This is a genomic window from Microbispora amethystogenes (genome assembly GCF_016863015.1).
Taxonomy (GTDB): domain Bacteria; phylum Actinomycetota; class Actinomycetes; order Streptosporangiales; family Streptosporangiaceae; genus Microbispora; species Microbispora amethystogenes.
In genome coordinates, this window is the sequence record NZ_BOOB01000027.1 from 179168 (window position 1) to 198107 (window position 18940).

Annotated in this window: 18 protein-coding genes; 9 read left to right on the plus strand and 9 right to left on the minus strand. The window is 73.5% G+C overall.

The window, feature by feature from the left end; genetic code table 11:
• Positions 1-3 precede the first annotated feature (3 nt).
• Both Mam01_RS19535 and Mam01_RS19540 read right to left on the minus strand, forming a co-directional pair.
• Complete coding sequence (locus tag Mam01_RS19535) at positions 4-906, minus strand: serine/threonine-protein kinase (protein WP_204286697.1); 903 nt, start codon at positions 904-906, stop codon at positions 4-6.
• Positions 907-946: 40 nt separating this feature from the next.
• Positions 947-2986 carry an N-6 DNA methylase gene (locus tag Mam01_RS19540; protein WP_204286698.1) on the minus strand — a complete coding sequence of 680 codons (2040 nt, stop codon included), beginning with the start codon at positions 2984-2986 and terminating at the stop codon, positions 947-949.
• 97 nt (positions 2987-3083) lie between these two features.
• Between Mam01_RS19540 and Mam01_RS19545 the strand changes: the two genes are divergently transcribed.
• Complete coding sequence (locus Mam01_RS19545) at positions 3084-3779, plus strand: PP2C family protein-serine/threonine phosphatase (RefSeq protein WP_225312179.1); 696 nt, start codon at positions 3084-3086, stop codon at positions 3777-3779.
• 40 nt (positions 3780-3819) lie between these two features.
• Here Mam01_RS19545 and Mam01_RS19550 read toward each other — a convergent pair whose 3' ends face one another.
• Entirely contained in the window at positions 3820-4569 is a 750-nt protein-coding gene (locus Mam01_RS19550; protein ID WP_239101441.1) for an SDR family NAD(P)-dependent oxidoreductase, read from the minus strand.
• An 87-nt stretch (positions 4570-4656) separates the two neighbouring features.
• Entirely contained in the window at positions 4657-5226 is a 570-nt protein-coding gene (locus Mam01_RS19555; RefSeq protein WP_204286699.1) for a CGNR zinc finger domain-containing protein, read from the minus strand.
• A gap of 153 nt (positions 5227-5379) precedes the next feature.
• On the opposite strand from Mam01_RS19555, the gene Mam01_RS19560 reads away from it, so the two are divergent.
• Genes Mam01_RS19560 through Mam01_RS19570 form a run of 3 tightly spaced genes read left to right on the plus strand, consistent with a single transcriptional unit; the run spans position 5380 to position 8718 of the window.
• On the plus strand, positions 5380-6738 hold the full coding sequence (locus Mam01_RS19560; RefSeq protein WP_204286700.1) for a glycoside hydrolase family 10 protein: 1359 nt from the start codon (positions 5380-5382) through the stop codon (positions 6736-6738).
• 46 nt (positions 6739-6784) lie between these two features.
• A complete protein-coding gene (locus Mam01_RS19565; RefSeq protein ID WP_204286701.1) occupies positions 6785-7879 on the plus strand; it encodes an acetate/propionate family kinase in 1095 nt (364 codons plus the stop codon).
• A gap of 44 nt (positions 7880-7923) precedes the next feature.
• Positions 7924-8718, plus strand: coding sequence for a PhzF family phenazine biosynthesis protein (locus Mam01_RS19570; RefSeq protein ID WP_204286702.1), 795 nt, complete (start codon positions 7924-7926; stop codon positions 8716-8718).
• A gap of 28 nt (positions 8719-8746) precedes the next feature.
• Here Mam01_RS19570 and Mam01_RS19575 read toward each other — a convergent pair whose 3' ends face one another.
• Entirely contained in the window at positions 8747-9304 is a 558-nt protein-coding gene (locus Mam01_RS19575) for an NADPH-dependent FMN reductase (protein WP_150940184.1), read from the minus strand.
• 141 nt (positions 9305-9445) lie between these two features.
• On the opposite strand from Mam01_RS19575, the gene Mam01_RS19580 reads away from it, so the two are divergent.
• The gene (locus tag Mam01_RS19580) at positions 9446-10384 is read left to right on the plus strand and encodes an AraC family transcriptional regulator (RefSeq protein WP_150940183.1); all 939 of its coding nucleotides are present in this window, start codon (positions 9446-9448) and stop codon (positions 10382-10384) included.
• A gap of 22 nt (positions 10385-10406) precedes the next feature.
• On the opposite strand, the gene Mam01_RS19585 is transcribed toward Mam01_RS19580, so the two are convergent.
• On the minus strand, positions 10407-11426 hold the full coding sequence (locus Mam01_RS19585; RefSeq protein WP_204286703.1) for a carboxymuconolactone decarboxylase family protein: 1020 nt from the start codon (positions 11424-11426) through the stop codon (positions 10407-10409).
• Positions 11427-11620: 194 nt separating this feature from the next.
• Here Mam01_RS19585 and Mam01_RS19590 point away from each other — a divergent pair, with 194 nt between their 5' ends.
• Entirely contained in the window at positions 11621-12796 is a 1176-nt protein-coding gene (locus tag Mam01_RS19590) for a sensor histidine kinase (protein WP_204286704.1), read from the plus strand.
• The gene (locus Mam01_RS19595; protein WP_204286705.1) at positions 12793-13467 is read left to right on the plus strand and encodes a response regulator; all 675 of its coding nucleotides are present in this window, start codon (positions 12793-12795) and stop codon (positions 13465-13467) included. The genes Mam01_RS19590 and Mam01_RS19595 overlap by 4 nt, the downstream gene beginning before the upstream one ends.
• Here Mam01_RS19595 and metE read toward each other — a convergent pair.
• Positions 13419-15701 (minus strand): 5-methyltetrahydropteroyltriglutamate--homocysteine S-methyltransferase, encoded by a 2283-nt coding sequence (metE, locus tag Mam01_RS19600; protein WP_204286731.1) that lies wholly within the window; start codon positions 15699-15701, stop codon positions 13419-13421. The two genes, Mam01_RS19595 and metE, sit on opposite strands and share 49 nt — an antisense overlap.
• A gap of 171 nt (positions 15702-15872) precedes the next feature.
• The gene (locus Mam01_RS19605; protein WP_204286706.1) at positions 15873-16724 is read right to left on the minus strand and encodes a helix-turn-helix transcriptional regulator; all 852 of its coding nucleotides are present in this window, start codon (positions 16722-16724) and stop codon (positions 15873-15875) included.
• 85 nt (positions 16725-16809) lie between these two features.
• On the opposite strand from Mam01_RS19605, the gene Mam01_RS19610 reads away from it, so the two are divergent.
• Positions 16810-17601 carry an SDR family NAD(P)-dependent oxidoreductase gene (locus tag Mam01_RS19610; protein WP_204286707.1) on the plus strand — a complete coding sequence of 264 codons (792 nt, stop codon included), beginning with the start codon at positions 16810-16812 and terminating at the stop codon, positions 17599-17601.
• A 19-nt stretch (positions 17602-17620) separates the two neighbouring features.
• On the opposite strand, the gene Mam01_RS19615 is transcribed toward Mam01_RS19610, so the two are convergent.
• Complete coding sequence (locus tag Mam01_RS19615) at positions 17621-17962, minus strand: MmcQ/YjbR family DNA-binding protein (protein WP_150940170.1); 342 nt, start codon at positions 17960-17962, stop codon at positions 17621-17623.
• A 108-nt stretch (positions 17963-18070) separates the two neighbouring features.
• On the opposite strand from Mam01_RS19615, the gene Mam01_RS19620 reads away from it, so the two are divergent.
• Positions 18071-18823 (plus strand): maleylpyruvate isomerase N-terminal domain-containing protein, encoded by a 753-nt coding sequence (locus Mam01_RS19620; protein WP_204286708.1) that lies wholly within the window; start codon positions 18071-18073, stop codon positions 18821-18823.
• Positions 18824-18940 lie beyond the last annotated feature (117 nt).

The following is an 18940-nucleotide window of genomic DNA, read 5'->3' on the forward strand; positions in this document are numbered from 1 at the left end:
CGTCTAGCGGACGCGGCCGACCATCTGGGCGTACATGCGCCCGGGGCTGGGCACCGACGACGGGTTGAGGAAACCGGGCAGCGGGGGCAGGTCCACCGCGAACGGCTGCAGCCGCTCGAACAGCGTGTACGCGTCGGGCGGGCGCCGGTCCGGGTCCTTCTCCAGCAGTTCGGCGATCAGGCGGTCCAGGGCGGCGGGGACGCCCGGCACGCGGGGCGGCCGCTCCTTCACCTGCTTGTCGAAGACGGCGTATTCCGTGGGCCCGGTGAACAGCTGGTTGCCCGTCAGCATCTCGTGCAGCACGCAGCCGAGGGAGTAGAGGTCGCTCTTCGGCCCGGCCACCCCGCGCTGGATCTGCTCCGGCGACATGTACGCCGGGGTGCCGAGGATCTGCCCGATCCGGGTGAACTGGGCCGTCACCCCCGCGCGGTCCGCCTCGCGGAGCATGGCGAGCCCGAAGTCGAGCAGTTTCACGCTGCCGTCCGGGCAGAGCATGAGGTTGGTCGGCTTGAGGTCCCGGTGGCAGATCGACAGCTTGTGCGCGGCGGTCAGCACGGCGCAGGCCTGGGCGGCGACGGCCGCCGCCCACGGCACCGGCAGCGGGCCGTGCTCGCTCAGCAGGTCGGCCACGGTCACGCCCTCGATGAACTGCATGACCTGGAAGAGGCGCTGCTCGTAGGTGCCGAAGTCGTACAGGACCGGCGCCCCCGGGTGGTCGAGCTTGGCCAGGATGCGCGCCTCGCGGATGAACCGGCGCTGCAGCTCCTCGTCGGGGCCGTCGGGCAGGCGCAGGAACTTCACCGCCACCTTGCGGTCGAGCCGCCGGTCGTGGCCGCCGTACACGGCGCCCATGCCGCCCTGGCCCAGGGGAAGGTCGTCCAGCTCATACCGGTCGCCGATGACCATGCGCCCCTCCCGTCGACCTTTCGGGGAAAAAGCTACACCGTTACCCGCGTGGGCGAAGACGTCCGCCGACCAGCCCTTCGACACCGAGGCGCGCGAGCGCCTCCCCCACGGCCGCCACCTCCCGCAGGCCGTCCTCCAGCGCGAGCAGCCGCCGGAAGGCCGCGCCGTACGCCCGCTGGACGATCAGGGGAAGCTGGGGGACGCGGGCCCGGCGCGCCTCCACCCGGCCGCTGCCCGGGTGCGGGCGGCCTCCACCCGCCGCGTACCGCAGGAATCCCGCGAGGAATTCGGGGTCCACCTTGCCGGGATCGACCCGGAACAGGCTGAGATGCGGGCCGAGCACCGCCCCGTCCGCCGTGACCACCCGGGCGGTGACCGCGGACGCGACGACGTCCCCGGGCCGTACGGCGACCAGGCCGGGGGCGGGGGGAATGCGCCGCGCCGGCGCGGAGCCCGTCGTTCCCGCCGCCCCGGCCGCCAGGTCGTCGGCCGTCAGCACGGGCACGCCGTCCTCTCCGTCATCGGGGGTGTCGCCGTCCGGGAGGGCTCTCAGCGGCGAATGCCGGATGACGACCAGCCCGGCCCTGGCCATCTCGGCCACGGTCGACCAGGAGACGTCCCAGCCTGCCCCGCCTCCGGTGAGCACCTCCAGGTCCGGCAGGCCGTCGGCCAGGGCCGCCGACACCTCCCGGAAGCGTTCGCGCGCGGCGGGGAACCCCCGGGTGTCGACGCGCGGAGACAGGTGCCGCGCCGGGCTCACGTCCACCTCGTCGTCGAGGATGTCGATGATCCGGACGACACGCCCGCCGCGCGGCGGTTCGGCCTCGGCGAGGTAGGCCCGCCAGCACCGCTCGACGGACTCGGGGTCGTCGCCCGCGTCGCCCACGACGATCGTGGCGGGCCCCCGCTCGCCCGGCTCCGGCCTGCGCAGCAGCCACAGGTCGGGCCCTCCGGCGGCCAGCGTGAAGACGGCGCGCAGCGCGCCCGCCCGCAGCAGGTTCGCGCGGATCCGCCGGCCCGGGCGGCGGCTCGCCGCGGCGGCCGGCATCAGGATCGCCACCAGCCCGCCGGGCCGCACGTGGGCGAGGCAGTGCTGCACCCACGCGAGCTCCGACTCGCCCCGCGGCGGGATGCCGTGCTGCCAGCGGGGATCGCCGACGAGGTCCTCGTGCCCCCAGGCCCGCTCGTTGAACGGCGGGTCGCACACGACCGCGTCGACCGGCCGCTCCGGCGGGAAGGCGTCGCCTCGCAGCGCGTCCCCGGGCACGATCCGGGCGTCCCGCCCGCGCAGCAGCAACCGCAACGCGGCGAGGGCCGCAACCGTCTCGTTGGCGTCCTGGCCGAGGAACCGCACGCCGTCCGCCGCCCTGTCCGCCGCCCTGTCCGCCGCCCTGTCCGCCGCCCTGTCCGCCGCCCTGGTCATGACCTCGGCGGCGCCGAGCAGGAGCGTTCCCATGCCACAGGCGGGATCGAGCACGGTCCGCGCCTCCGCGCAGGCCAGCCGGGTCATGAGGGCGGCCACGTCGGGCCGGGTCAGCGCGAGCCTGCGGCTGTGCGCCTCGGCGTAGCGCTCGCACAGGAACTCGAACGTCGCGGCCGCGCCGTGCCGCTCGGCCATGGCCGCGACAAGGCGGAGCAGCCCAGGCTCGACGCTCGACGCGTCCCCCGGGAACAGGTCGCCGGTCGCCTCGGCCACGACACGCGGGAGCCGTACGGCGAGGTCGGCGGACTTCGCGAGCCGCCTCCAGCCGCCGGGGTCGCGCTGGACGTAGAGCAGGAAGGCGCCCGCCTCCCGGATCACCTCGCCCAGGCGCAGGTCGTCGGCCGAGGCGCGCAGCCGCTGCCAGACGCGGTCGCCCTGGGAGACCTCGAACGACTTGCCGTTCCGGCGCAGCCACGCCTCGACCTCGGGCAGCGAGAAAAGCGGGCTGGAGGCGGTTCCGCCGACGGGCTGGGGGAAGTCGTCGTACCGGCGGCGCCAGTTGCTGACCGCCGCCCTGCCGACGTCGGCCAGCCGGGCGATGTCACCCGCGTTCACGGTCGCTTCGACGCCGGCGTCCACCGGGGCCTCGTGATCCATGAACACGAGGGTAGCACCATGCTTGTGAAGTGACTCAACCAATGGTTTACTCAAAACCATGACGCACAGCCGCATTCGGTATGCCGCGGGGTCGGACGTGGGACGCTCGCGTGCCAACAACGAGGACTCGGTGCACGCGGGCGAGCGCCTGCTCGCCATCGCCGACGGAATGGGCGGTCACGGACACGGTGAGGTCGCCAGCGCCGCCGTCATCTCCGAACTGGCCCGCCTGGAGGACGATCCCGCTCCCGCCGACCCGGTCGCCGCCCTGGCGGACGCCGTACGCGAGGCCGGGCAGCGCCTGGGCGACCTCGCCGCGCAGGACCCTGCCCTCGAGCGGATGGGCACGACCGTCACGGCCATGCTGTGGGACGGCGAGGGCAGGTTCGCCCTGGCCCACGTCGGCGACTCCCGGGCGTACATGCTGCGGGACGGCGCCCTCTACCAGATCACGCGGGACCACACCCTGGTGCAGTCGCTGGTGGACGACGGGCGGATGAGCCCCGACCAGGCGGCCCGTCACCCGCGGCGGTCCCTGCTGCTGCGGGCGCTGGAGACGAGCGGCCTGGCCGAGCCCGACCTGTCGCTCCGGGAGGCGTACCCGGGCGACCGTTACCTGCTGTGCTCCGACGGCCTGACCGCCGTCCTCGAAGCGGAGGCGCTGCACACCGTCCTCAGCACGGTCGCCGACCCCCGGGAGGCGGTCGCCCGGCTGATCGAACTGGCCAACGAGGGCGGCGGCCCGGACAACATCTCCTGCGTGGTCGCCGACGTCGAGCCCGCCGAGGCCTGACCGCTCCTACAGGAGAGGCGGCGGATGCCGCGGCTGTGCGTCAGACGGTCCAGCCGCCGTCGACGTCGATCGTCGCGCCGGTGACGTATCGGCCGCCGTCGCCCGCCAGGTACGCGACCGCCTCCGCGATCTCCGCCGGCGCCGCGTAGCGGCCGAGGGCCGTGAGCCCCCGGATCGTGTCGGCCATCGGGCCGTCGGCCGGGTTGAGCGCGGTGTCGGTCGGGCCGGGGTTGACGAGGTTGACGGTGATGCCCCGCGGGCCGAGGTCCCGGGCGAGGCCCCTGGTCATCCCGATCAGCGCCGTCTTGCTCAGCGCGTACAGGGCGAACCCGGGGAAGGGCGTCCGCCCGGCGACGTTGCTCCCGATGCTGACGACACGGCCGCCTTCGGTCATGTGACCCGCCGCGGCCCGGGCGGCCAGGAACGGCCCCCGCACGTTGACCGCGAGCGCACGGTCGACCTCCTCCGGCCCGAGATCCTCGATCGGCGCGACGGGGAAGACCGCCGCGTTGTTGACGAGGATGTCGAGCCTGCCGAACGCGGCGGCGGCCTCGGCCACGGCCGCGCTCACCGCCGCCGCGTCTCCGCTGTCGGCCCTGATGGCCAGCGCCCGCCGGCCCATCTCCTCGACCTTCCCGGCGATCTCCGCCGCGCTGTCCGCGTCGCTCTCGTAGGTCAGCGCCACGTCGGCCCCGCGCTCGGCCAGCTTCAGCACGACCGCCGCGCCGATGCCGCGCCCGCCCCCGGTGACCAGGGCCGCCCTGCCGTGCATGTCCTTCGTTTCGTCCATGTCGTTCATGGCGTCGAGCGTGCCGGAAGCGCGCCGGACGGGTCCGGCGGCGATCGGACCTGTCATTCAGACCTGTCATTCAGCGCTTCAGGCGCCGCGGGCCCGGAAGGCGGCGGTCTTGACGCGGTTCTGGCAGGCCGTCGAGCAGAAGCGGCGGGTACCGTTGCGGGAGGTGTCCACGTACACCCGGTCGCAGTGCGGCGCGGTGCACACCCCGAGCCGGTCGTGCAGGTCGCTGCCCAGCACGACGGCGAGGCCCGTCGCGCAGCCGGCCGCGTAGTTGCCCGCGAGCGTGCCGCCCGCGCCGTGGAAGTGCAGGTGCCAGGGCTCGCCGTCGTGCCGGTCGAGGTGCGGCCGGGCGTCGGTCTCGGCCAGCAGGCGGTTCACCGTACGCGCCGCCGTGTCGACGTCCCCGCGTGACACCGCCTCGAACACGCCACGCAGCGCCCGCGCCGTCTCCGCCAGCTCGCCGGCCTCCGCTTCACCGATCGCGACGCCTCCGCCGCGGCCCGCGTCGAGGATCTCGGCGACGACCTCGGCGCGCGCCCCGTCCGCGGGCGGCTCGTACGGACGCCCCCGCGCCTCGCCGGCCGTCAGCGCGTTCACCAGGCCGACGGCGATGACCACCACGGCGTCGGTGTGACTGTTGAAATTCACCGTCAACCTTCGCATTCCGGTACGTGACTGGCGAAATCCTACATGGCAGTGACAGGCAGCCCAACGTGACGAACGGCTTGTCTGTGCGCAATATTTCGCTGAAAATTCGAAACATATCGGCGTCCAGCTCGCCCAGTGGAAGGACGTACCACGGTGAAACGTCCCAGTGTGCTCGTCGCCTGCGTGGTCGCGGTGCTCTCCTTGGGTGTCGCGGCGCAGGGGACGACCGGTGCGAACGCCGCCGGCCCGTCGCCCGGCGCGAGCCCCAGCCCGGCTCCGCCCGGCACCACCCTGGGCACGGCGGCGGCCCGCAGCGGGCGTTACTTCGGCACCGCGATCAGTGCGAGCAAGCTCGGCGATCCGGCGTACACCACGATCGCCGGCCGCGAGTTCGACATGGTGACGCCCGAGAACGAGATGAAGCTCGACGCCACCGAGCCCCGGCAGGGCCAGTTCGTCTTCACCGCCGCCGACCGGATCGTCGACTGGGCCGTGCAGAACGGCAAGCGTGTCCGCGGCCACACCCTGGTCTGGCACGCCGCGCAGCCCTCGTGGTTGCAGAGCCTCACCGGCAGCGCGCTCCGCCAGGCGATGATCGACCACATCAACGGCGTGATGGCCCACTACAAGGGCAGGATCTACGCCTGGGACGTGGTCAATGAGGCCTTCTCCGACAGCACCGGCGGGCGGCGCGACTCCAACTGGCAGCGGACCGGCGACGACTGGATCGAGGTGGCCTTCCGCACCGCGCGGGCCGCCGACCCGGCCACCAGGCTCTGCTACAACGACTACAACATCGAGAACTGGTCCTGGGCCAAGACTCAGGGCGTGTACACCATGGTCAAGGACTTCAAGCAGCGCGGTGTGCCGATCGACTGCGTCGGCTTCCAGGCCCACTTCAACAGCCTCACCCCCTACAGCGCCGACTTCCGCACCACGCTGCGGAACTTCGCCGCCCTCGGCGTCGACGTGCAGATCACCGAGCTGGACATCCAGGGCGCCCCGGCCACGACGTACGCCGCCGTGACCGGCGACTGCCTCGCGGTGCCCCGGTGCGCCGGCATCACCGTGTGGGGCGTGCGCGACCAGGACTCCTGGCGGTCCGGCGACACCCCGCTGCTGTTCAGCGGCAACGACAGGAAGCCCGCCTACGACGCGGTCCTCGACACCCTCAACGCCGCCGGAACCGACCCCTCACCGAGTCCCACGCCAAGCCCCACACCGAGCCCCACGCCGCCCGCCGGGAGGTGCACCGCGACCCTCACGGCGGGTCCGAAGTGGTTCGACCGGTACGACCTCCAGGTCACCGTCACAGGGTCGGACGACTGGATCGTGACCATGATCGTGCCGTACCCGGAAAAGTTCATCACGGCCTGGAACGCCGGCACCACCGTGAACTCCGCCCGGAGCGTCATGACGGCCCGGCCCGACGGCCACGGCAACAGCTGGGGCGTGTCGATCAGGCACAACGGAAACCGGACCTGGCCCACGGTCGCCTGCCGGCCCGCCTGACCGGGCGCCGTGTTTGCGGGGCGTGACGGCGGGGAGACGGATCGCCATGACACCGGTCGTGCTCACGGTCAACGCCGGCTCCTCCAGCCTCCAGCTGCATCTGGTGCGGGAGGGCCGGGTGCTGCGCAGCGAGCACAGCGAGCAGAGCCCCGAACCCGCCGCCGCGGAGCGCACGCTGTCGGACTTCCTGTCCGGAGCGGACGCCGAGGTGAGCGCGGTCGGTCATCGGCTCGTCCACGGCGGGGAGGCCGTGCGCGCACCCACGGTCGCCGATGACGACGTGGTGGAGGCGGTGCGCGGCTACGCCGACCTCGCGCCGCTGCACGTGCCGCCCGCGCTCGCCCTGGTCGAGGCGGCCCGGCGGGTGCTGCCGTCGGTGCCCCACGTGTTCTGCCCCGACACCGCCTTCCACGCGGGGCTGCCCGACGCCGCCGCCACCTACGCGCTGCCCGCCGAGTGGCGGCGCCGCTGGGGCCTGCGCCGGTACGGCTTCCACGGGCTGTCGTACGCCTGGGCGACCCGGCGGGCGGCGGAGCTGCTCGGCCGCGAGGACCTGCGGCTCGTCGTCACGCATCTCGGCGGCGGATGCTCGGTGTGCGCCGTACGGGCCAGGCGGAGCGTGGACACCTCCATGGGGTTCACGCCCCTGGAGGGGGTGCTGATGAGCAAGCGGTCGGGCAGCGTCGATCCCGGCATGCTCCTGTGGCTGCTGTCCGGGTCGCGGCTCACCCTGGAGGAGCTGCGCGACGGGCTGGAGCACTCGTCCGGGCTGCTCGGGCTCTCCGGCGGGCTGTCCGGGGACACCCGCGACCTCGTCGCGTCGGGCGCTCCGGCCGCCGCGCTGGCGCTCGACGTGTTCGCTCACCGGGTGAGCCGCGAGATCGCCGCCTCGACCGCCGCCCTGGACCGGCTCGACGCGCTCGTGTTCACCGGCGAGATCGGCTGGGACCAGCCCGAGGTGCGCGAGGCGGTGTGCCGGAGGCTGTCGCCGCTCGGCGTGGCGCCTCCCGCCGTCGGCGGCGTGGACCGGGACGGCGTCGTCAGCCCGGAGGGCGCCCGGGTGCCGGTCCTCGTCGTACGGCCCCGCGAGGAGCTTCAGGTCGCCCGGGAGACCCTCGCCGCGCTCGGCGACCCCTCCTGAGCGCGAGCGGTGGTGGAATCGGCCGAGCCGTAGAATCAGCCGACATGCGTATCTTCACCGTCGACTCCTTCACCGACCGGCCGTTCCGGGGCAACCCGGCGGCGGTGTGCCTCCTCGACGACACCGTGCCCGACGAGTGGATGCAGGCGGTGGCCGCCGAGATGCGTCACTCGGAGACGGCCTTCGTCCTGCGGGAGGGTGACGGGCCGCTCTCGCTGCGGTGGTTCACCCCGGCTGTCGAGGTCGCGCTGTGCGGGCACGCCACCCTGGCGACCGCGCACGTCCTCTACTCGCTGGGCGAGTCCGGCAGGCTGGAGTTCGCCACGAAGAGCGGCGTGCTCGCCACCGAGCAGACCGGTGACGGCCTGATCGCGATGGACTTCCCCGCGAAACCGGCCACGCCGGGGACGCCGCCGGACGGCCTCGTCGAGGCCCTCGGCGTCACACCCGTGTGGACCGGGCGCAGCGAGTTCGACCTCCTGGTCGAGGTCGGGTCCGTCGCGGAGGTGCGGGCCGTGGACCCGGACATGGAGCGGCTGACCGGTGTGGAGGCCCGCGGCGTCATCGTGACGGCCTCCGGTGAGGGCATCTCCGCCGACTACGTGTCACGGTTCTTCGCCCCGCGGGCGGGCGTGCCGGAGGACCCGGTCACCGGCTCGGCCCACTGCGTGCTCGCGCCGTACTGGTCGGCCCGGCTGGGCCGGGACGCGCTCGTCGGCGAGCAGGTGTCGGAGCGCGGCGGAACCGTGCGCACGACCCTGCGCCCGGCCCCGCAGGGCGACCGCGTCGAACTCGCGGGCCACGCCGTGACCATCTGGTCGGGCGAGCTGGAGGTCTGACGCTCCCCCGCCCGTCATGCCCTGACCGTCATGCCCTCACCGTACGCAGGGCCTCGGCCCACGCGACGACCTGGTCGAGCATGAGCCGCAGGACGTCCTCGTGCCGGGCGGCGGGCCGGAAGTCGGAGAAGTTCTCGAAGTCGTCGTGGATGGAGAGCGTGACCTGCGGGGCCACTCCGGCCACGGCGGCCGTGCCGAGAATCTGACGCAGGTGCTCGATGGCGCGCGCGCCGCCGTTCACGCCGTACCCGACGAACCCGGCGGCCTTGTTCTCCCATTCCGCGTACAGGAAGTCGATGGCGGTCTTGAGCACGCCCGTCGTCGAGCGGTTGTACTCCGGGGTCACGAAGACGAACGCGTCCAGCGCCGCGACCGCCTGCGACCACTTCTTGGTGTGGGCGTGCTGGTACTGCCGGGCCGCGGCGGGAATCGGCTCGTCCAGGTGCGGCAGCGCGTAGTCCTCGAGGTCGACCAGTTCGTACTCGGCGTCGCCGCGCTTGACGGCCAGGTCGTGGACCCAGTGGGCGACCGCCGCCCCGTTGCGGCCGGGGCGGGTGCTGCCGATGATGACACCGACTTTGATCATTGGATCGTCTCTTTCCCGGTAGGAGGGGACTCGGCGCCGGGGCCCGCGGCGTGACGACAACTCTAGGAAGCAGCCGGAAGAAGACCAATGCGTATGCATATGGAATTTATACGCGAAAGTCTCGCACCCTAGACTTGTCGTGTGGATCTCCTCAGTGACGTCGTCTCCATCATGCGTACGGGCCGGCCGCGCTCCGCCCTCGTCTCCTGGCGGGCCCCCTGGGGACAGCGCTTCCCGGAGGAGCCCGGCTCCGCGACCTTCCAGGTGGTCCTGCGCGGCTCCTGCTGGCTCCTTCCGCCCGAGGGTGAGCCCGTCGCGCTGAGCATGGGAGACGTGGTGTTCCTCCCTCAGGGCGGCGGGTACGGCCTGGCCGACGACCCGTCGGCTCTCCTGGCCGAGCCCGTCTGCGACCCGTTCCGGGACGGCGGTGCGACCAGTACGGCGACTCTCGGCGGCACCGGAGCCGAGACGGTCACGCTCTGCTGCGGGTACCGGCTCGCCCCGGCCAGGTCCCATCCCAGCCTGCGGTCACTGCCGAGCGTGATCCATCTGCCCGCCCGGCTCGGCCGACATCCCGAACTGCGGGCCGCGGTGGACCTGCTCGCCCAGGAGATCGAAACTCCCCGCCTCGGCACGGACACCGTGGTCTCGTCCCTGATCGACGTCCTTCATCTCTACATCCTGCGGGCCTGGTTCGAGGCCGAGGGAGCGCAGTGCTCCGACTCGGGCTGGGCCGCCGCCCTCACCGACCCGGCCGTCAGCGCCGCGCTCGACGCCCTCCATCGCGACCCCGCCCACCCCTGGACCGTCCAGTCACTCGGACAGCGCGCCGGCCTGTCCCGGGCCGCCTTCTCCCGCCGCTTCACCGATCTGATCGGCAAGCCGCCCCTGGCCTATCTCACCTGGTGGCGGCTGTCCATCGCGGCCCGCCTGCTGCAGGAGACCGACGCCTCTGTGGCGGAGGTGGCCAAGCTGGTCGGGTACGGCTCGGAGTTCGCGTTCGGAAACGCGTTCAAACGCGAGCACGGAATCTCCCCGGGCAGGTACCGCCGTCGTACGGACTGCGCTCCCGTTTCCTGAAAGCCGCCGAAGTCGCCTGGCGTCACCGGGACGGCACGTCGAGGGCGGCCTCGACGCGCTCGACGGCGGAGATCGCCCCGAACGCCAGCAGCCGTACGAGGTCGGCGTCGGACCGGCCGCGACCGGTCTCCCGCCAGGCGGCGACGTCCGCGTCGGTCACCCGGTACGGCGCGAGAGCGGCGAGCAGCGCGAGCCGGGCGGCCGGGCGCCGCGCGGGGGCGACGTCCGCGAGCGGCCCGGACGGCCACCCGGACAGCGGAGGATGCCCGCCGTCCCAGACGGCGACGGCCTCCAGGACCGCCTCCACCGCCTCGTCGTCCAGCAGGGCGGCCCCTTCTCTCGCGCAGGCCAGCAGCGCGGCGAACGCCGCGCCCATCGGGGCGCCCGCCGCCCAGCCGGGCTCCCGGTAGGCCGGCAGCCCGCGCAGCAGGGGCAGCGCCTCCCCGCGGGGCGGCCTCCGGCGCACCGCTCTGGACAGGGCTCCACCGCCCAGGCGGCGTACGAGCCGGGACCGCTGCAGGCCGGCGGGCAGGAGGTCGGCGGTGAGCAGAGACGACACCATGCGGTTGATGAAGTGGAACGCGAGCGCGGTGCCGATGTGTTCGGCGGCCTGCTCCGGAGGGCAGGGTGGAGGGCACCGTGTCGTCCGCCCGCCGCCGGTCACGCCGGTCGCCCAGTCGAACAGCCGCGCGTGCTCCGGATCCGGTGGCCGTTCCCCTCGCGCGATGGTCTCGGCCAGCCGGTGCTCGCCGGTCGCGTGCAGCAGCACGGTGTGCGCGTCCACGCAGAACGGGCACTCGTTGGCCAGCGACACCCCGGCGGCGACGATCTCCTTGGCCGCCCTCGGCGCCTCTCCCACGAGCAGCGACTCGCGCAGCAGCGCCCAGGTGGCGGCCAGCACGTCGGGCGCCGGCGACAGCGTCAGGAAGAGCGGCATCCGGATCATGCCGAAGTCGCGGGCGATCTGGCGGTAGACCTCCGCCACCCTGCCGGTGGCCGCGTCCACGGGCACGGGTGTCACATAGCGGTACGGCGTCGGCATCTCGGCCTCCCAGGGGTCGGACTGTCAGGCGCCGATCCTGCCGGTCACGGCCCTCCGGGTCGTCGTACGGCGGGAGAGTCCGCGGGCCGCTCCCCCGGGGAGCGAACGCGGCCCGGCGTACTCCGCCGGGAGTAGCGCCCGAAGGGTCCGCCGGGAGGAGGCGGACGAACCTGACGCGGTTTACGCTTCGGGACATGGACCGTGATCTGCGGCCGTATGCCCAGGACGGGGTGGCGGCGGCCGTCCTGGCGGCGCTGCTCGTGGCCGGCACCCTGGTCCCCGGCGCCCCGAACAACCCGGCGCGGGTGGGGGTGATCGGCTATCTGCTCCTGGTGGGAGGGTGCGCCGCCGTGACCGGGCGGCGGGCCGCGCCGGTGGCGGCGATGGCCGTCGCCACGGCCTGCATGATCGGCTACGCCCTGGTGGTGTTTCCGGAGACCGCTCCCACGTTGCCCGTCCTGATCACCGTCTACTCGGCGGCGAGCGCCGGGCGGCGCGTGTGGGCGCTGTCGGCGAGCGTGGTCTACCTTGGCGCCGCCCTGCTGAGAGAGCTGGCGGACCTCGGCGCGCGGACCCCGCGCGAGGTCCTGGACCAGATCGGTCTGCTGGTCGGCTGGTTCGTCGCCGCCAACGTGGCGGGAATCGTGTCGCGGCAGCGCCGGGCCTACCTGCACCAGGCGGAGCAGCGAGCCGCCGAGGCGGAGCGCACGCGCGAGGAGGTCGCGCTGCGCCGGGCCGGCGAGGAGCGGCTGCGCATCGCGAGGGAACTGCACGACTCGCTCACCCACAGCATCTCGATCATCAAGGTGCAGGCGGGAGTGGCCGTCCATCTGGCGCGTAAGCGGGGAGAGGAGGTGCCGGCCGCGCTGCTGGCGATCCAGGACGCGAGCGCGGACGCCATGCGGGAGCTGCGGGCCACGCTGGAGGTGCTGCGCGAGCCGGGCGAGGAGGACGGCGGCGAGCAGGATCGCGCCGGCCGGATCGGCGAGCTGGTCGAGCGGGCGCGGTCGGCGGGCGTGCCGGCCACGCTGGCGGTCACCGGCACGCCGCGCCCCCTGCCGCCTGAGGTGGACCTCGCCGCCTACCGGATCGTGCAGGAGGCGCTCACCAACGTCGCCCGGCACGCGGGACCCGCGTCGGCCTCCGTACACGTCGGTTACCAGCCGGACGCCCTCGTCGTACGCGTCGAGGACGACGGCCGGGGCGCGAACGGCGCCCCGGAGGCCGCGCATGAGCCGGGGGTGGGGCTCACCGGCATGCGCGAGCGGGTGTCCGCGCTCGGCGGGCGCATCCAGACCGGGCCGGGGGTGGAGGGCGGCTTCCGCGTCCACGCCGAGCTCCCCCTGCCCGTCCGGGAGGGAGCGGCGTGATCAGGGTGCTGCTCGTGGACGACCAGGCGCTCATCCGGGCGGGCTTCCGCGCGCTGCTCGACGCCGAGGACGGCGTGGAGGTGGTCGGCGAGGCGGGCGACGGCGCGCAGGGCCTGGCCCTGGCCGAGCGGCACGTGCCCGACATCGCCCTCGTCGACATCCAGATGCCCGTGATGGACGGCATCGAGACGACCCGGCGGATCGCCGCCGATCCCCGGCTGGCCGCCACCCGGGTGGTGATCCTCACGAACTACGGTCTCGACCGGTACGTCTTCGACGCGCTGCGGGCGGGCGCGAGCGGGTTCCTGCTCAAGGACACCGATCCGGTGGAGCTCCTCCAGGCCATCAGGGTCGCCGCGCGGGGCGACGCCCTGCTCTCCCCCGCCGTCACCCGGACGCTCATCAGCGAGTACGTCTCCCGCCCGCCGGACGCGACGCCCGCGGCCACCCTGGACGCGCTCACCAACCGGGAACGGGAGGTCGTCGCCCTGGTCGCCCGCGGCCTCACCAACGAGGAGATCGCCGCCCACATGGTGATCAGCCCCTTCACCGCCAAGACCCACGTGAGCAGGGCGATGACCAAGCTGGGCGCGCGCGACCGCGCCCAGCTCGTCGTCTTCGCCTACGAGTCCGGCCTGGTCTCGCCCCGGCGTCCCGCCTCCCCGCGGTGAAGCCGCTCGCGGAGGCGGGCGGCGGCCTCGGTCACGTTGGCGAGCGCGGCCTCGACCTGCTCGTGCGACCGGGTCTTGAGGCCGCAGTCGGGGTTGACCCACAGCCGGTCGGCGGGCACCGCCCGCAGGGCCTCTTCCAGCAGCCGCTCCACCTCGTCGGCGCCGGGCACCCGCGGCGAGTGGATGTCGTAGACCCCGGGGCCGAGCCCCCGGCCGAAGCCGCCTACCTCAGCCAGCACCCGGCCGCGTGAGCGGGCCGACTCGACGCTGGTCACGTCCGCGTCGAGGGCGTCGATCGCGGCGAGGATCTGGTCGGCGTCCGAATAGCACAGGTGCGTGTGGATCTGGGTGTGATCGGCGGCGCCGGAGGTCGCCCAACGATAGGCCGCGACGGCCCACTCCAGGTAGGCGGCCTGCCCGTCCCGGCGCAGCGGCAGCAGTTCGCGCAGGGCCGGCTCGTCGACCTGGACGACCCCGATGCCCGCCTCCTCCAGGTCGCGCACCTCCTCGCGGACGGCGTCGGCGACCTGGAATACCACGTCGCGCAGCGGCAGGTCGTCGCGGACGAACGACCACGCCACGATCGTGACCGGGCCGGTGAGCATGCCCTTGACCGGTCTGCTCGTCAGCGACTGCGCGTAGCGCGCCCAGCGGACGGTGATCGGCTCCGGCCGCCGCACGTCGCCGTGCAGGATGGGCGGCCGGGTGCAGCGCGAGCCGTACGACTGGACCCAGCCGTGGCGGGTGACGGCGAAGCCGTCGAGGTGCTCGGCGAAATACTGGACCATGTCGTTCCGCTCGGGCTCGCCGTGCACGAGGACGTCCAGCCCCAGCCGCTCCTGCACCGCGATGACGTGCTCGATCTCGGCGCGGACCAGGCTCTCGTACGCCTCCTCGCCGATCTCCCCCGCCGCCAGCGCCGCCCTGGCCCGGCGCAGCTCCCCCGTCTGCGGGAACGAGCCGATCGTGGTGACCGGGAGGAGCGGCAGCTTCAGGCGCTCCGCCTGCGCCGCCGCCCGAACGGCGTAGGGCGCCCGGCCCTCCGCCGCCCGGGCTCCGGACGCGAGAGGCTGCGCCTGCGGCGCGGGGCGGCGGGGTGCGTCGGCGCCGGGACCCTCGGCGAGCAGGGCCGCCAGCGCGACCACCTCGGCGACCTTCTGCTCGGCGAACGCCAGCCGGTCCCGCAGGGCGGGATCGAGGCCGGTCTCCCGCTCCACGTCGTACGGCACGTGCAGGAGCGAGCACGAGGTGCCGGCCACGACCCGCCCGGCCCGCTCCCGTACGGCGTGCAGCGTGGCGAGGGCCCGGTCCCGGTCGGTGCGCCACACGTCCCGGCCCGGCACGACGCCGGCGACGACCGTCTTCCCGGCCAGGAGGCCAACGTCACCGGCGGTGCCCCGGACGAGGTCCAGGGCCACGGCCTCGACCGGCGTCCGCGCCAGCACGGGCAGCGCCTCGCCGAGGCTCCCGAAGTAGGTGGCGACCAGCAGCGCGGGCCGTTCCGCCAGCCCGCCGAGCCGGCCGTACGCCGCCTCGACGGCGGCGAGTTCGGCGGGGGTCCGGTCGGCGACCAGCGCGGGCTCGTCGAGCTGCACCCACCCGACACCCTCCGCGGCCAGTGCGCCCAGCAGGCGTTCGTACACCTCGACCACGTCGTCCAGCCGGTCGAGCGGCGCGAAGCCGTCCGGGCTTCCCGGCGCTGCCTGCGACAACAGGAGGAACGTCACCGGTCCCACCAGCACCGGCCGCGTCTCCAGGCCCAGCGCGCGAGCCTCGCGGACCTCCGAGAGCGGCTTGGCGGCGTCGAGGGAGAAGACCGTGTCCGGCCCGATCTCGGGCACGATGTAGTGGTAGTTGGTGTCGAACCACTTGGTCATCCGCAGCGGCGGCAGCCCCTCGGCGCCGCGGGCCATCGCGAAGTAGGCGGTCAGGTCGTCGTCGTTCCGGTAGCGCTCGGGCACCGCGCCGAGCAGCACGGCCGTGTCGAGGACGTGGTCGTAGTAGGAGAAGGTGTTCGACGGCAACCCGCCCAGGCCCAGCTCCGCCAGCCGCCGCCAGGTGTCCTCCCGCAGCCGCCGCGCGGTGCGCTCCAGGGCCGCGCGGTCCGAGCGGCCCTCCCAGTACGCCTCCAGCGCCCGCTTCAGCTCCCGATCGGGCCCGATCCTCGGATACCCCAGCACGGTGGACTCGGGAAAAGATGCTGGAAAGGACGATGCTGAAAAAGACGACGTCATCACGGCTCCTCGCTCGTCGAACAGGACGCCCCGCATCCTCTCCTCGGCCGGTTCCGCCGCGACGGATCGATCAGCCCCGCTTATGGATCACCTCGGCGTCGTCCTGGCAGGCCGAGGGCATCGATAAGCCGGCGTGAACGACGTGCGCCGAATCGCACCGCACGACGCGGCTCAGAGGGGGACGTCCATGCGCTGGGTGCCGATGACCGACAGCAGCCGCAGCGCCTCCTCGGACCGCGAGCCGGGGACGGCGGTGTAGATCACCACCTGCTGGTCGCGGTCGGCGACGTCGAGGGTGTCGCAGTTGACGGTGACCGGGCCGACCATCGGGTGCCGGAAGGTCTTGCACAGCGTGTGCGGGCCCTCCACCTCGTGGGAGGCCCACAGCCGCGCGAACTCCGGGCTTCCCGCGAGAAGCTCGTCCACCAGCCCGGTCACCTCCGGCGCGTCCGGGTAGCGGGCGGCGGCGGCACGCAGCCGCCGGGCGGCGTGGCGGGCGAACGCGTCGGAGTCGGAGACGCCGTACAGGCGGCGTCCCTCCGGGTGCGGCCCGAGGAACACGCGGCGCACCAGGTTGCGGTCACGCCGCGGCACAGCCGAGAAGTCCTCCATCAGAGCGGCCGCCAGGTCGTTCCAGGCGAGCACCTCGAGCGTCGCGGACGTGACGAACGCGGCGGACTGCGGCAGCCTCCGCACCAGATCGAGGATGCTCTGCCGCACCTCCCGCGGGGGCCCCGGCGGTGGGGCGACCGGCGAGCCGGCGAGGTGGTGGAGGTGGGCGCGCTCGGCGTCCGACAGGCGCAGGGCCCGGGCCAGCCCGGCCAGCACCTCACGGGACGGGCGCGGGCCACGGGCCTGCTCCAGCCGGGTGTAGTACTCCGTCGAGATGAACGCCAGTTGCGCCGCCTCCTCACGGCGCAGGCCCGGGGTGCGTCGCCTGGTCCCCGCGGGCAGTCCCACGTCGGCCGGGCTGATCCGCTCACGCTTGCTGCGCAGGAAGGCCGCCAGTTCTCGTCGGTCCATACCCCCAGTCTGCCCGGGGTGTGCGGACTGTCCAGGTATCGCCGGTACCTGGATGGGCCGCGCCCACCGGAGCAGGCTCGTCGCCATGGACAAAACATTCACGAACGCCACGCCCGGTGCGGGCCTGCTGGCCGGCAAGGTCGCCTTCGTCAGCGGCGGCGGACGCGGCATCGGGGCCGCGGCGGCGCGGCTGTTCGCCCGGGAGGGCGCCCGCGTGCTGCTCGCGGCCCGGACGGAGGACCAGCTCAAGACGGTGACCGAGGAGATCCGGGCGGCGGGCGGCACCGCGGACCACGTGGTGTGCGACCTGGCCGACGCGGCCGGTGTGCGCGCCGCCGTGGGCCGCGCCGTGGACCTGTACGGCCGGCTCGACGTCGCCTTCAACAACGGGGCGACGGGCCAGGAGCCCGGCCCGATGGACCGGATGGCGGAGGCCGACTTCGACCACCTCTACGCCGTGAACCTCAAGGGCGTCTGGCTGGCCATGGTCGCCGAGGTGGAGGCGATCCGGGCCACCGCCGGCACGGGCGCCATCGTCAACAACTCGTCCGTCGGCAGCTGGGGAGGCAACCCCGAGCTGCCCGCCTACGGCGCGATGAAGCGGGCGGTCAACAGCCTCACCGAGTCGGCCGCCGTCACCTACGGTCCCGAGGGCATCCGGGTCAACGCGATCGCTCCCGGCAACACGCTCACCGAGATGATCCGCGAGTGGGAGGCCAGATCGCCCGGACTCCAGGAGCGGCTCACGGCGATGACGCCGCTGCGCCGCGGAGCCGACCCGGCCGAGATCGCCGAGGCCGCCGCCTGGCTGCTGAGCGACCGCTCCTCCTTCGTGACCGGCGCCGTCCTGCGGGTCGACGGCGGCGCCCGGGTCTGAGCGGGACTCTGAGCGGGGGTCAGAGCGCGTCGTACGCGGCGGCCACCTTCTTCGGGACGACCATCCGCCACGCGTCGGTGACGAGCTCCCGCATCTCGGCCACGTCGATGGCCGCCAGCCGGACCCTGACCCACTGGTAACGCTCGTCCGAGGGCAGGGGCATGAGGAACTTCTCCGGCTCGGCGGCCACGAGGGCCGCCCGCTCCTCCTTCGGGAACCCGAAGCCCATCAGGGTCTCGTCCGGGGACACGGAGGCGTACACGATGCCCCTGACCCGGAACTTCACGTGATCGCGGACCAGTGCCTCCTCGGTGCGCGGCAGCGCCCGCGCGACCCGCCGTACGTCGTCGACCGTGACCATCGGACGCTCTCCTCCCGTTGCCGACGAACAGTAGCGGCGGCCACCGACATTCCGGCCGGCCTGTGGAAATCGTTCGAGGATGCCGGCGGGGGCTGATCTGATTAGGGCATGGAACACCCTCGACTTCTTGAGCATCTCGCCAGGGACTTCTCCCTCCTGCGCGCGGCCGTGGTGGCCGCCGAGCCCACGGCGCCCGTGCCGACCTGTCCGAAGTGGTCGGTCGCCGACCTGACTCGGCACGTCGCCCAGGTCTACCTGCACAAGACCGAGTGCATCCGGCTGAACGCCTTTCCCGAGGCATGGCCGGAGGACATCCCGTCCGATCCACTGACCGCACTGGACAGGTACTACGAGCGGCTGACCTCGGCCTTCGCCGAGCACTCCCCCACCGATCCCGCGGCTACCTGGCACGAGCCCGACCAGACGGTCGGCTTCTGGATCCGCCGCATGGCCCTGGAGACCGTCACCCACCGCGTCGACGCCGAGCTCGCCGCGGGCGGGCCGGTCTCACCTGTCGCGAGCGACCTGGCTCTCGACGGCGTGGACGAGGTGCTGACTCTCTTCCTCGGCTATGGCAGCACCAGGTGGGACGACGACTTCGGCTCGCTGCTGGAGGCACCCGATCCGCGTACGCTCTCGGTCTCCACCGGCCACCACGCCTGGACAGTGCGGGCCACTCCGGCCGGGGTGGAGGTCCGGGAGGCCGCGACCGGCCTCGACGGCGAGGCCCTGGTCAGCGGTGAGGCCGAGCCGCTGCTGCTGTGGTTGTGGAACCGCGGCCGCGACGGGGACGTGCACCTGTCCGGTGACCAGGCGCTGCTCGACCAGTTTCACGCCTTGCGCACCGCTGCCACACAGTGAACGGCCCGCACGACCACCGGCGCCTTGTCGCGCGCGTGCCCCGCGACGGGGGTCGCGGGGCACGTGGTTCCCTCTCCGGTTCAGGACCGGGTCAGGACTGGTTGAAGAGCGAGAGGG

Coding starts and splice junctions, on each gene's coding strand:
- Mam01_RS19535 (WP_204286697.1), bottom strand. CDS start 906: ATGGTCATCGGCGACCGGTATGAGCTGGACGACCTTCCCCTGGGCCAG.
- Mam01_RS19540 (WP_204286698.1), bottom strand. CDS start 2,986: ATGGATCACGAGGCCCCGGTGGACGCCGGCGTCGAAGCGACCGTGAAC.
- Mam01_RS19550 (WP_239101441.1), bottom strand. CDS start 4,569: ATGGACGAAACGAAGGACATGCACGGCAGGGCGGCCCTGGTCACCGGG.
- Mam01_RS19565 (WP_204286701.1), top strand. CDS start 6,785: ATGACACCGGTCGTGCTCACGGTCAACGCCGGCTCCTCCAGCCTCCAG.
- Mam01_RS19570 (WP_204286702.1), top strand. CDS start 7,924: ATGCGTATCTTCACCGTCGACTCCTTCACCGACCGGCCGTTCCGGGGC.
- Mam01_RS19575 (WP_150940184.1), bottom strand. CDS start 9,304: ATGATCAAAGTCGGTGTCATCATCGGCAGCACCCGCCCCGGCCGCAAC.
- Mam01_RS19585 (WP_204286703.1), bottom strand. CDS start 11,426: ATGCCGACGCCGTACCGCTATGTGACACCCGTGCCCGTGGACGCGGCC.
- Mam01_RS19590 (WP_204286704.1), top strand. CDS start 11,621: ATGGACCGTGATCTGCGGCCGTATGCCCAGGACGGGGTGGCGGCGGCC.
- metE (WP_204286731.1), bottom strand. CDS start 15,701: ATGACGTCGTCTTTTTCAGCATCGTCCTTTCCAGCATCTTTTCCCGAG.
- Mam01_RS19605 (WP_204286706.1), bottom strand. CDS start 16,724: ATGGACCGACGAGAACTGGCGGCCTTCCTGCGCAGCAAGCGTGAGCGG.
- Mam01_RS19610 (WP_204286707.1), top strand. CDS start 16,810: ATGGACAAAACATTCACGAACGCCACGCCCGGTGCGGGCCTGCTGGCC.
- Mam01_RS19615 (WP_150940170.1), bottom strand. CDS start 17,962: ATGGTCACGGTCGACGACGTACGGCGGGTCGCGCGGGCGCTGCCGCGC.
- Mam01_RS19620 (WP_204286708.1), top strand. CDS start 18,071: ATGGAACACCCTCGACTTCTTGAGCATCTCGCCAGGGACTTCTCCCTC.